The sequence below is a fragment of the Actinomadura kijaniata genome, from assembly GCF_014138665.1.
GTDB lineage: Bacteria > Actinomycetota > Actinomycetes > Streptosporangiales > Streptosporangiaceae > Spirillospora > Spirillospora kijaniata.
The window spans coordinates 17,197-29,599 of the sequence record NZ_JACJIA010000026.1; the positions used below are offsets into that span (position 1 = coordinate 17,197).

Here is a 12,403-nt window from a genome sequence, read left to right on the forward strand (position 1 = left end):
CACGGCGTTGAGCCCCTGCCCCGGGAGATCTACCCGATCATGACCGGTTCCACACGAACCCGCAGGTCACCCCCGTCGGCGCCGCCTGTCAGCGGGGGCTGTCCGGGTCCTCGGGGTCGAGCGGCGGCCGGGGGCCGTCCGGGCCGGGCCGGTCCCCCGGGCGCCCGTCGCCCGGCCGGTCGCCGCGGCGGTCGTCACGGCGCTCGTCACGGCGGTCCTCGCGGTCCCGGGGCCGCTTCGGACGCTTCGGACGCTTCGGCGGGTCCTCGCCCGACCCCTTGGTGAAGAACTGGAACGACGGCGGGCGGAACGGCGTCGCCGGACGGCCCGCCAGCGCCTCCGCCATCGTGTCCTGCCAGATGGGGGCCGGCAGCGTCGCGCCGAACACCGAGCCGTAGCAGCGGCCGTCCATGCACAGGCTCGTCATGGGGTAGCGGTAGCCGCCGCGCGGGTCGCCGACCCACACCGCCGAGGCCAGGTCGGGCGTGTAGCCCGCGAACCAGGCGGCGGAGAAGTTGTCGACCGTCCCGGTCTTGCCGGCGGCGGGGCGGCCGATGCCCATGCCGCGCGCCGTCCCCTTGGTGAGCACGCCGCGCAGGACGTGGTTGACGGCGTCGGCGACGTCCTCGTCGAGGGCCTGCCGGCAGTCGGCCGAGGGGATCTTGAGGCGGTGGCCGGCCGAGTCGGTGATCTGCGTGATGGCGACCGGCTTGCAGTACCGGCCGCGCGCCCCGAACGCGGCGTACGCCGCGGCCAGCCGCAGCGGCGACACCTGCGCGAACCCCAGCGTGAACGCCGGGTACTGCTCCAGCGGCTTGCCGTTGGCCTGCTTCATCCCGAGGCGTTCGGCCATCTTCACCGTGTCGCAGAGGCCGACGTCCTTCTGCAGGGCGAGGAAGAACGTGTTCACCGAGTGCTCGGTGCCGGTGACCAGGCTGAACGTCCGGCCGCCCTCGCCGTCGGCGGAGTTCTTCAGCGCCTTGCTCGGGTCGCCGACGCGGCGGCCCTTGCAGTCGCGGTAACCGGTGGGCAGGTAGGCGCGCGGCGCCATGAACCGCTGCCCGAACGGCATCCCCTCCTCCAGCGCGGCGGCCAGCGTGAACGCCTTGAACGTGGACCCGGCCTGCATCCCGATCGACGAGCCGTGCGAGGCGTCGGCGGCGAAGTTGATCCAGGTCTTGCCGCGCTCCCGGTCGGGGCCGAGCAGCCGGTCCACGGCCATGCCCTTGATGTGGCCGGTGCCGGGTTCGACCAGGGCCTCGGCGGCGGCCTTGCGGGCGGAGTTCAGGCGCGGGACGTACCGGTTGACGGCGCGCTGCGCGGCGCGCTGGGTCTTCCAGTCCAGCGTCGTGCGGATCGTCAGGCCGCCCTGCTTGAGGAGCTTCTCGCGGGCCTTGGCGGTCGGGCCGAACACCGGGTTGGTGAGGATCTCGCGCTGGACGTAGTCGCAGAAGAACGGGGCCTTGCTGGTGACGCACCCGTTGTGGGTCCTCTTGACGCGCAGGCCCAGCGGCCGCGCCTTCGCCTGCCGCGCCTCGGCGGCGCCGATCCAGCCGAGCCCGGCCATCCGGTCCAGCACGACGTCGCGGCGCTTGAGGGCGGCGTCGGGGTGCCGGATCGGGTCGTAGGCGTAGGGGTAGCGGATCACCCCGGCCAGCAGCGCCGACTCGGTGAGGTTCAGGGCGGCGGCGGACTTGCCGAAGTAGTGGCGGGCCGCGGCCTCCACGCCGTACGCGCCGTCGCCGTAGTAGGCGATGTTGAGGTAGCGGCGCAGGATCTCGTCCTTGGCGAAGCGGCGCTCCATCGCCGCCGCGTACTTCAGCTCGCGGATCTTTCGGGCGGGGGTGAGGGCGCGGGCGGCCTGCCGTTCCTCCTCGGTCTCGGCATGGGTGAGCAGCAGGTTCTTGACGTACTGCTGGGTGATGCCCGAGCCGCCCTGCTGCACCTCGCCGGAGCCCAGGTTGCTGGCCAGGGCGCGGACGGTGCCCTTGGCGTCCAGGGCGCCGTGCTCGTAGAACCGGCTGTCCTCGATCGCCAGCACCGCCCGCCGCATGGTCGGGGAGATCCGGTCCAGCCGGACGTCGACGCGGTTCTCGTAGAAGAACGTCGCGATCGTCGACCCGTCGGCCGCCAGGATCCGCGACCGCAGCGGGACGCCGGTGTTCAGCTCGCCCGGCTCCTCCTGGAACCAGGCGGCGGCGTCGCGCGCGCCGACCCCGACCGACCCGGCGATCGGCACCAGCATCGTGGCGACCAGCAGTCCCGCCAGCGCGCCCAGCCCGGCCAGCCTCCGGACGACGCGGACCTTCGCGGCGAACGTGCGCGCCGACCCGCGTCCCGTGCGCCGTCCGCCACGCGCGGAGGCGCCGTCCCTGTCGTGTCGTTCAGTCCCGGCCGCCACGGGGTCAGCGTAAACGGGCCTTTCGCCGCCGACCACCCCATCATGGATCTTGCCGCGCTCAGGCGGTCCGCTCCCGCTCCCAGTCCCGGACCCGGTCGCGGAACCCCCGCGCCACCCGCCGCAATTCGGCCTCCGGGTCCAGCCCGGCCGCCTGCGCCTCCCTGACCAGCGCGAAGAGCCGGGAACCGACATCGTCGCCGGGCCGGTCGAGCAGGTCGGCGGGCGGGTCCAGCCGGTCGGCGCGGCGCTGGAGCTGCGCGGCGAGCGACAGCGCGGGCTGCCCCATCGGGACGCCGTCGAACACCGAGGCGTCCTCGCCGCTCCTGGCCTCCCGCTCGGCCGCCTTGATCTGCTCCCAGTTCGCGTTCACCTCGTCGGCTCCGGAGACCGTCACGTCGGCGAACACGTGCGGGTGGCGGCGCACCAGCTTGTCCACGATCCCGGCGGCGACGTCGTCGATGGTGAACGCGGTGTCGTCGTCGCGTTCGGACGCCACCACCGAGTGGAACGCCACCTGCATCAGCACGTCGCCCAGCTCCTCGCGCAGCGCCCCGAGGTCGCCCTGCTCGATGGTGTCGCTGACCTCGTAGGCCTCCTCCAGCAGGTACTTCACCAGCGACTCGTGGGTCTGCTTGGCGTCCCACGGGCACTCGCGGCGCAGCGTGTCCATCACCGAGACCAGGTCCAGCAGCCGCGCGCCGGGCAGGTCCCAGGAGCCGTGCAGGACCTCGACGTCGAGGGGGTCGTCGACCACCAGCCGTCCGATGGCGCGCATGAGGTCCTCGTCGCCGTCGGGGTCGGCGATCCACAGCACGTCCCGCTCGCGCGCCTCGGCGACCAGCGCGCGCGGGTCGGGTTCGGCGACCTGCTCGGCGTGCACCCCGGCGTCGGCCAGGTACGGCAGCAGGGGGTGGTCACCGCGCGCGGACACGCGGGCGGCGGCGCGCAGCGCCTGCCACGCCGGGAACGACAGCAGCCCGGGCGCGACGCGGTGGGTGGTGGCCAGCAGGGTCAGGCTCATGGTCAGCGGATACCCGTTTCGGTGGCGGACAGGTGGTACCGCACCGGCTCGATCGAGACCCGCTGGGGGTCGAAGCCGCCGAACCGGGGGTTCACCTTGATCTTCATCTTCCCGGCGGTGCTGACGAACAGCATCGCCGCCATCTGCCGCGCCTGCGCCGAGGCGGGGCTCTGCGGGTCGGCGCCCCCGCCGAGCTTCTGCGCGACCAGCGCCCGCGTCGCCAGGAAGCGGGCCAGGTCGCGGGTGTGGCGGGAGGGCAGGCCGTTGGCGAGGGTGGTGGAGCGCGCGCCGCCCTGCCGGTCCATCGCGGTCACGACCTGGTCCACGTGCCCGTCGGTGACGGTCACCCCGGACCGGCGCGCGACCTCGTCGGCGACCCGGAAGTTGACCAGCACGGCCAGCGCGCCGCGCATGTCGGACTCGCTCAGGCCGCCGTCGCCGCCCATCTGCTGCTCGGCGGACTGCGGCTGCTCGCGCATCTGGTTGGCGACCGGGTCGGCGCGGAACTCCCGCTGCCAGTCGCGCACGGCGGCGTTCAGCGTGGCGGTGCTGATGCGCTCGTCGCCGACCAGCGCGGCCGCGCCCGCCTCGACCGGGCCGCCGCAGCCGCTCAGCGCCGTCGCGGCGGCCGCCGCCGCCAGAGTGATCTTCAGTGAGCCGCGCAAGTGAACTCCCTCTGCTGCTGATCTTTGGCGGGAATCCTAGGTGCGGGCCGGTTCGAGGAACAGGGCTTCGACCAGGTCCGTGGCCCACTTGAGCAGCTCTTGGTCCCGCAGCGGGCGACCGCCGAGCGGAGCGGTCTTCGGCATGGGCACCAGCAGGGTGTTGGTCGTCGCCTTCAGGATGCTCTTGGGGTAGAGGCGCTGGAGGCGCACCTGCCGCGACTCGGGCAGGTCCGCCGGGGCGAACTTGACGAAGTTGCCCTGCAACGCCACGTCGGTGAGGCCCGCCCGGCGCGCCCTGGTCCGGAACCGGGCCACCTCCAGCAGGTTGAGCACCGGCACCGGCAGCGGGCCGAAGCGGTCCTTGAGCTCCTCGTGCACGGCCGCGATCTCCGCCTCGTCGGTGATCGCGGCGATGCGGCGGTAGGCGTCCAGGCGCAGGCGCTCGCCGGGCACGTACTCGTGCGGCAGGTGCGCGTCCACCGGCAGCTCGACCTTGGTCTCCAGGGTCCCGGCGTCCCCCCGGCCGCCTTCCTTGAGGTCGCGGACCGCCTCGCCGACCATGCGGACGTACAGGTCGAACCCGACGCCCGCGACGTGTCCGGATTGCTCGGCGCCGAGGATGTTGCCCGCGCCGCGGATCTCCAGGTCCTTCATCGCCACGTACATGCCCGCACCGACCTCGGTGTGCTGGGCGAGGGTGGCCAGGCGCTCGTGGGCGGTCTCGGTCAGCGGGCTCTCGGGCGGGTACAGGAAGTAGGCGTAGGCGCGTTCGCGGCCCCGGCCGACGCGGCCCCGAAGCTGGTGGAGCTGCGACAGGCCGTACATGTCGGCGCGGTCCACGATCAGGGTGTTGGCGTTGGGGACGTCCAGGCCGGACTCGACGATCGTGGTGGCGACCAGGACGTCGAAGTTCTTCTCCCAGAAGTCGACCATGACCTTCTCGAGCTCGTGCTCGTTCATCTGGCCGTGCGCGGTCGCCACGCGCGCCTCGGGGACCAGCCGGGCCAGGGTCGCGGCGACCTTGTCGATGGAGCGGACCCGGTTGTGGACGAAGAAGACCTGGCCCTCGCGCAGCAGCTCGCGGCGGATCGCGGCGGCGATCTGCTTCTCCTCGTAGGGGCCGACGAACGTCAGGACCGGGTGGCGCTCCTCCGGCGGGGTGAGGATCGTGGACATCTCGCGGATGCCGGTCAGGCCCATCTCCAGGGTGCGCGGGATCGGCGTCGCCGACATCGCCAGCACGTCCACCTGGGTGCGCAGGCGCTTCAGCTCCTCCTTGTGCTCGACGCCGAAGCGCTGCTCCTCGTCGATGATGACCAGGCCGAGGTCCTTGAAGCGGGTCTTGGACGACAGGATGCGGTGCGTGCCGACCACGACGTCGACGGTGCCGCCGGCCAGGCCGTCCAGCGTCGCCTCGATCTCCCGGTCGGTCTGGAAGCGGCTGATCGGCTTGACCGTGACGGGGAACTGCGCGAACCGCTCGGTGAACGTGGACAGGTGCTGCTGGACCAGCAGGGTGGTCGGCACCAGCACCGCGACCTGCTTGCCGTCCTGCACCGCCTTGAACGCCGCCCGCACCGCGATCTCGGTCTTGCCGTAGCCGACGTCGCCGCAGATCAGCCGGTCCATCGGGACCGGCTTCTCCATGTCGTCCTTCACCTCCTCGATCGCGGCGAGCTGGTCGGGCGTCTCCACGTAGGGGAAGGCGTCCTCCAGCTCGCGCTGCCAGGGGGTGTCGGGGCCGAACGCGTGCCCGGGGCTGGCCATCCGCGCCGAGTACAGCCGGATCAGCTCCCCGGCGATCTGCTTGACCGCCTTGCGGGCCCGGGCCTTGGCCTTCTGCCAGTCCGCGCCGCCGAGCCGGTGCAGGGACGGGGCCTCGCCGCCGACGTAGCGGGTGAGCTCCTCCAGCTGGTCGGTCGGGACGAACAGGCGGTCGCCCTTGGAGTACTCCAGGATCAGGTACTCGCGGGTCGCGCCCTGGACGGTCCGGGACACCATCTCGACGTAGCGGCCGACGCCGTGCTGCTCGTGGACGACGTAGTCGCCGGGGCGGAGCTGGAGCGGGTCGATGCCACCGCGCCGCCGCGACGGCATCCGCCGCATGTCCTTGGTGGAGGACTTCTGGCCGGACAGGTCGGTCTCGGTGAGGACGACCGTCCTGATCTCCGGCCAGTGGAAGCCGTGCTCCAGCAGGCCGGTGGCGACGTTGACCACGCCGGGCGCGGGCGGCTCGGGCAGGTCGGTGAGCCGGGCGCCGAGGCCCTCCTCGCCGAGCAGCTGCACGAGGCGTTCGGCGGGGCCGTGCCCGGCGGTGACCAGCACGACGCGCCGGCCCTCGTCCAGCCAGCGCTTGAGGTCGCCGACGACGCGGGCGGTGTCGCCCCGGTACGCCTCGGCGGCCTGGACGCCGAGGTCGAGGACGTCGTCGCCCTCGGTGGTGAGGGCGGTGACGGTCCAGCGGGCCAGGCCGATCGCGGCGTTGTGCTCGCGGACCTCCTCCAGGCTGCGGAACGCCGCCGCGCCCAGGTCGATCGGGGCCTCGCCGCCGGCGGCGGCGTTGACCCAGCTCGCCTCCAGGAACTCCTGGCTGGTGCGGACCAGCTCGGCCGAGCGGGTGCGGATGCGCTCGGGCTCGCACACCAGCACCGCGCTGCCCTCGGGCAGCAGGTCGGTGAGCAGCTCCATGCGTTCGGCCAGGACCGGGGAGAACGCCTCCATGCCCTCCACGGTGTCGCCGTCGGCGATCCGGGTGAGGATGTCCTCCAGCGCCGGGTGCTCGGCGGCGAGGGCGCGGGCGCGGTCGCGGACCCGCCCGGTCAGCGGCAGCTCGCGGCACGGCGGCGCCCACAGCCCGTCCGGGGCGGCCTCCAGGGAACGCTGGTCGGCGGCCTTGAAGTAGCGGATCTCCTCGACGGTGTCGCCCCAGAACTCCACGCGCAGCGGGTGCTCCTCGGTGGGCGGGAACACGTCGAGGATGCCGCCGCGCACGGCGATCTCGCCGCGCTTCTCCACCAGGTCCACGCGGTGGTAGCCGGCCTCGACCAGGGCGCGGACCGCGTCGTCGAGGTCGGCCTCGTCGCCGCCGCGCAGCCGGACCGGCTCCAGGTCGGCCAGGCCCGCCACGATCGGCTGGAGCACGGCGCGGACCGGGGTGACCACGACGTTCAGCCGGGCGCCGGCCCCGTCGGCGTCGGGGTGGACCAGGCGGCGCAGCACGGCCAGGCGCTGGCCGACGGTGTCGGAGCGCGGCGACAGCTTCTCGTGCGGCAGCGTCTCCCAGGCCGGGAAGTGCGCCACGCGGTCGGGGTCGAGCAGGCTGGTCAGCGCGGCCGCCAGGTCCTCGGCCTCCCGGCCGGTGGCGGTGACCGCCAGCACGACGCCGCCGCCGGTGCCCCGCGACAGCGCGGCGGCGATCACCGGCCACATCGACGGCGGCGCGACCAGGTCGTGGTCGGTGCGCGCGTTCCTCACGGCACCGGCCAGGCCGGTCCCGGTGCACGCCAGATCAACAAGTCCAGAAAGCGTCATCTTCGCCCGCTACTCATCCACCCCGAAGGGGCTGCGCTCGACCCCGCCTGCCCCGCTGCGGGACAGCCCGAAAACCCGGGAGCCGCGACCGCCCCCGGTGTCGCTTCAAGCCTACGCGCCCGACCGCCCCCGCGTGCGGGCGGCTCCGGACCCGTGGAATGAGACGTGTGCGTGTATTATGCGACATGGATGTCTCAATCGGGACGGAGATGGCGCAGTGCGCAACGAGGACGAGATTCTCGCGGCGGCGACCCGGCACCTCAACAAGGAGCCGACGGCCTCCATGGCCGAGATCGCCAAGGCCATCGGGATCAGCCGCGCCACCCTGCACCGGCACTACGCCTCCCGCGAGGCCCTGGTGCACCGGCTCGGGCAGCGGGCCTGCGCGGGCTGGGAGCGCTCGCAGGACGAGGCCGGGATCGTCGCGGCCACCGCCTCCGGCGACCCCGCCGCGCTGGACCGGGCGCTGCGGACGCTGCTGCGGGCGTTCGTCGTGGACGCCGACGAGTACGGCTTCGCCCTGACCGACCATTTCCTCAACCATCTGCCTGAACTGGTCGAATGGGGGGAACGGCTGGAAGCGCGCGAGGTGGCGTTCTACACCGCCTGCCAGCGCGCCGGGGTGCTGCGCGCCGACCTGCCGCCCCGCTGGGTGAGCAACGTCGTGTACGGGCTGTCCATCGCCGTGCGCGAGAGCCTGCGGCACGGCGACGTGGCCCGCCGCGACATCGACGAACTACTGATCAGCACGTTCCTGAGCGGCGCCGGAGCGCGCCCGGAAACCGGGGGATCCCCATGACGACCGCCAAGACGCCGGCGGCCGCGTCACCCGACACACCGCAGCCGCATCCCCGCCGCTGGGCGGGCCTCGCGGTCCTGTCGGCGAGCCTGCTGCTCGTCGTCATGGACATGACCGTCCTCAACGTGGCCCTGCCCCAGCTGTCGGCCGACCTGCGGCCCGACTCGGTGCAGCTGCTGTGGATGGTCGACATCTACGCGCTGGTGGTGTCCGGCCTGCTGGTCACCGCCTCCGCGCTGGCCGACCGGTTCGGCCGCCGCCTGGTCCTGCTGCTCGGCTTCACCGTCTTCGGGCTGGCCTCGCTGGCGGTGCTGTGGGCGAACAGCCCCGCCGAGGTCATCGCGGTCCGCGCCGCGCTGGGCGTCGGCGGCGCGATGATCATGCCGTCCACGCTGTCGATGATCCGGCACCTGTTCACCGACCCCCGGGAGCGCGCCACCGCGCTGGGGATCTGGGCGACGATGGCGGCGTTCGGCGGGGCCCTCGGCCCGATCGTGGGCGGGGCGCTGCTGGAGGCGTTCTCCTGGCACGCGGCGTTCCTGGTGAACGTGCCGGTCATGCTGCTCGCGATCGTCGCGGGCCTGTTCCTGCTGCCCGAGACCCGCAACCCGAGGCCGGGCCGCTGGGACCTGCCCGGCACCGTCCTGTCGATCGTCGGGATGGTCGCCCTCGTCTACGCGATCAAGCACTTCGGCAAGGACGGGCCCACCGACCCCCAGACCTGGGTCCCGGCGCTGGTCGCGGCGGTCACGCTGAGCTGGTTCGCGCGCCGCAACCTGCGGCGCCCCGACCCCATGCTGGAGCTGCGGCTGTTCCGGGGGCCCGCGTTCACGGCGGGCGTGGTGACGGCCCTGGCGGTGTCCATCGCGCTGGCCGCGACCATGCTGCTGCTGACCCAGTGGATGCAGCTCGTGCAGGGGTACGGGCCGCTGGAGACCGGGCTGCGCACGCTGCCCGAGGCGGTCGGCGCGGCCATCGCCTCCCCGCTGGCCCCCGCCCTCGCCCACCGGATCGGCGCCCGCACCGTCCTGGCGGGCGGGCTCGCGCTCAGCGGCCTCGGCCTGCTGGTGATCTGGTCCTGGCCCGGCACGCTGGACTACTGGGCCGTCGCCATCGCCCTCGGCATGGTCGGCGTCGGCCTGGGCTCGCTCGCCATCGCCTCCGCCGTGATCATGGCGGGCGCGCCACCGGAGAAGTCGGGCAGCGCCGCCGCGATCGAGGAGACCAGCTACGAGATCGGCGGCGCGCTGGGCGTGGCGGTCCTCGGCAGCGTCGCCGCCGCGTTCTACCGCACCCACCTCACCTCCGAGGAGCTCGCCGCCGAGGGCGTCACCGGCAGGGCCGCGCACGTCGCGCAGGAGTCGATCGGCGGGGCGATGGACCTGGCCCACGAGATGGGCGGGGCGGGCGCCCGGCTGGCGGCGCAGGCGCGCGAGGCGTTCACCGGGTCGCTGGAGTGGACCAGCGTCGCCGGCGGCCTGCTGATGCTGGCCGCGGCGCTCCTGGTCTGGCGGCTGACACCGAAGGATCTGGACCTCAACGAGGTCGAGCACTGACCAGGGACGTTCCGGGGAACGGCAAAAACCGGGACGTTGTGTCGTCACGCGATTACGCTGTGAGGTTGTGACCGATCTGCGCACCTCGCCGGTCAACGACGGCGAACTGTTCTCGGAACGCGCCCGCCAGTACGCCCACGACAAACCGCTCCTCGGCGGCCTCCAGGTGCTGGAGGCGGGCTGCGGGTGGGGACGGGGGCTCGACTACGGCGACCGCGGGCACCAGGTCACGGGAGTGGACGTCGATCTGCCCGGGCTGCGCGAGCACACGCGGCGGCGGGAGGATCTGCACGCCTGGCATCTGGGCGACCTGCGGACCGTCCCGATGCCGCCGCGCGCCTACGACGTGGTCTACGCGCCCTACGTGATCGAACGCATCGCCCACGCCGAGCTGGTCCTGGACCGGCTCGTGGCCTCGCTGAAACCCGGCGGGCTGCTGCTGGTGCGGCTGCGGGACCGCGACACCGCGTTCGGGTTCCTGGACCGGACCCTGCCCGCCTCCGTGCGCGGCCTGCTGGGGCACGGCAGGCCGGACGGCTCCGCGCCGGACCAGCCGCTGCCACCGGCGACGGTCTACGAGAAGGTCGCCTCCCGCCAGGGCATCCGGTGGTACTGCATGATGCGCGGCCTCGTGATCGCCGAGGAGTACGCCACCCGGCACTCGGTGACGGCGGCCGGGGCCGGTTCCGGCCTCCTGGACGGCCTGTGCCGGTGCGTGGCGGGCCTCACCCGGGGAGGCCTCACCGCCGAGCACAGCGAGGTCGCGTTCGTGATCCGCAAGCCCGAGAACCGGTACGCCCGGGTCATCTAGCCCCCGGGCGCCGGACCGCGAAGGTGCGCACCATCCGTCAAGCTCGGTATTTTTCTGCGGAAAGCCCAACTGACCTGGACCAGCCCGGAGACGACACCGGGCGGGATCGGAGACCGCGGTGACCGCCGAAGCCGGCCTTCCCGACACGCTGCGCGACCTGCCCACCTGGACCCCCGACGGGGTCGAGCTCGCCGATCTGGAACTGCTGCTGGCCGGGGTGTACCGGCCGCTGACGGGGTTCCTCGGCTCGTTCGACACCGCGATGGTCATCGCGGGCGGGCGGCTGGCCGACGGCACCCCCTGGCCGGTCCCGGTCACGCTCACCGTTCCCAAGGAGCTCACGACCGTCGAACGCCTGGTCCTCCAGGACCCCGAGGGCGTCCCGCTGGCCGTGCTGGGCGTCACCGAGGCCTGGCAGGACCCGACCACCCAGGACTGGCGGCTGGCCGGGCCGCTGGAGCCGCTGCGCGCCCCGGCGCACGGACCGTTCCACCGGCTGCGCCGCCGCCCCGACGAGGTCGAGCCGGTCGAGGGCCCGGTGCTGGCGGTCGCGACCCGGACGTTCCTGCACCGCCGCCAGCTCGGCCAGCTCCGCCAGGTGGCCGAGCGGCTCGGCGCGGGCGTCCTGCTGCTGCCCCTGCTGGGCGGCGACCACGACGAGTCCCTGGTCCGCGCGCTGCTGGCGGTGCGCCGCGAGCTGCCCGAGGACACCCGCGTGATCCCGGTCCCGCTCCCGGCCCGCCAGGACCCCGGACGCGACCTGATGATGCGCGCCCACGTGGCCGCCGCCTACGGGGCGACCCACCTGCTCGGCGAGTCCGAGGCCGAGGGCACCGCGGTCCCCGTGGTGGTCCCCGAGCCCTGGGCCTACGACGCCGACGTGGAGGTGTGGCGCCCGGTGGCCCGCATCGAGCCCGACCACGTCCAGGCCGAGCTCACCGAGGAGCGGCTGAACGACCTGCTGGACCGGGGCGAGCCGATCCCCGACTGGTTCACCCCGCCCGCCGTCGCCGCCGAGCTGGCCGTGGCCCGCCCGCCGAAGCTGTCGCGGGGCCTCACGGTCTTCTTCACGGGCCTGTCCGGCTCGGGCAAGTCCACGGTCGCCCGCGGCCTGGCCGACGCCCTGGTGGAACGCGGCGGCCGCACGGTCACCCTGCTGGACGGGGACGTGGTCCGCCGCCTGCTGTCGGCGGGCCTGACGTTCTCCCGCGCGGACCGCGACCTGAACATCCGCCGGATCGGCTACGTGGCCGCCGAGGTGACCCGGCACGGGGGCACCGCGATCTGCGCGCCCATCGCCCCCTACGCGGCGACCCGCGCGGAGGTCCGCCGCATGGTCGAGGCGGCGGGCGACTTCGTCCTGGTCCACGTCGCCACCCCCCTGGAGGAGTGCGAACGCCGCGACCGCAAGGGCCTGTACGCCAAGGCCCGCGCGGGCCTGATCCCGGAGTTCACGGGCGTCTCCGACCCCTACGAGGCCCCCGCCGACGCCGACCTGGTCCTGGACACCTCCCAGCTGCCCCCCGGCGAGGCCGTGCGGAAGGTCCTGGACCTGCTGGTGGAGGGCGGCTGGGTCCGTTCCGAGTAGACCGACCTGATATCCAGGCGGGAGAACGTCC

8 protein-coding genes are annotated in these 12,403 nt (G+C 73.6%); 4 read left to right on the forward strand and 4 right to left on the reverse strand.

Annotation, left to right across the window (positions count from 1 at the left end; all coding sequences use genetic code 11):
* Positions 1-88: 88 nt before the first annotated feature.
* The 4 genes from HNR61_RS45670 to mfd are packed head-to-tail and all read right to left on the reverse strand — an operon-like array spanning position 89 to position 7,618.
* The gene (locus HNR61_RS45670; RefSeq protein ID WP_312898419.1) at positions 89-2,401 is read right to left on the reverse strand and encodes a transglycosylase domain-containing protein; all 2,313 of its coding nucleotides are present in this window, start codon (positions 2,399-2,401) and stop codon (positions 89-91) included.
* A 58-nt stretch (positions 2,402-2,459) separates the two neighbouring features.
* On the reverse strand, positions 2,460-3,422 hold the full coding sequence (locus HNR61_RS45675) for a nucleoside triphosphate pyrophosphohydrolase (protein ID WP_182849406.1): 963 nt from the start codon (positions 3,420-3,422) through the stop codon (positions 2,460-2,462).
* A gap of 2 nt (positions 3,423-3,424) precedes the next feature.
* The gene (locus HNR61_RS45680; protein WP_182849407.1) at positions 3,425-4,087 is read right to left on the reverse strand and encodes a SurA N-terminal domain-containing protein; all 663 of its coding nucleotides are present in this window, start codon (positions 4,085-4,087) and stop codon (positions 3,425-3,427) included.
* Positions 4,088-4,123: 36 nt separating this feature from the next.
* Positions 4,124-7,618, reverse strand: coding sequence for a transcription-repair coupling factor (gene mfd, locus HNR61_RS45685; protein WP_182849408.1), 3,495 nt, complete (start codon positions 7,616-7,618; stop codon positions 4,124-4,126).
* 217 nt (positions 7,619-7,835) lie between these two features.
* Here mfd and HNR61_RS45690 point away from each other — a divergent pair, with 217 nt between their 5' ends.
* The 4 genes from HNR61_RS45690 (at position 7,836) to cysC (ending at position 12,372) form a co-directional block, all read left to right on the forward strand.
* On the forward strand, positions 7,836-8,417 hold the full coding sequence (locus tag HNR61_RS45690) for a TetR/AcrR family transcriptional regulator (protein WP_182849409.1): 582 nt from the start codon (positions 7,836-7,838) through the stop codon (positions 8,415-8,417).
* Positions 8,414-9,973 carry an MFS transporter gene (locus tag HNR61_RS45695; protein ID WP_182849410.1) on the forward strand — a complete coding sequence of 520 codons (1,560 nt, stop codon included), beginning with the start codon at positions 8,414-8,416 and terminating at the stop codon, positions 9,971-9,973. Before HNR61_RS45690 ends, HNR61_RS45695 begins: the two co-directional genes overlap by 4 nt.
* Before the next feature lie 67 nt (positions 9,974-10,040).
* Positions 10,041-10,784: a class I SAM-dependent methyltransferase gene (locus HNR61_RS45700; RefSeq protein ID WP_182849411.1), complete on the forward strand. Its 744-nt coding sequence runs from the start codon at positions 10,041-10,043 to the stop codon at positions 10,782-10,784.
* 118 nt (positions 10,785-10,902) lie between these two features.
* Positions 10,903-12,372 (forward strand): adenylyl-sulfate kinase, encoded by a 1,470-nt coding sequence (gene cysC / locus HNR61_RS45705; protein WP_182849412.1) that lies wholly within the window; start codon positions 10,903-10,905, stop codon positions 12,370-12,372.
* The last annotated feature ends 31 nt before the right edge of the window (positions 12,373-12,403 follow it).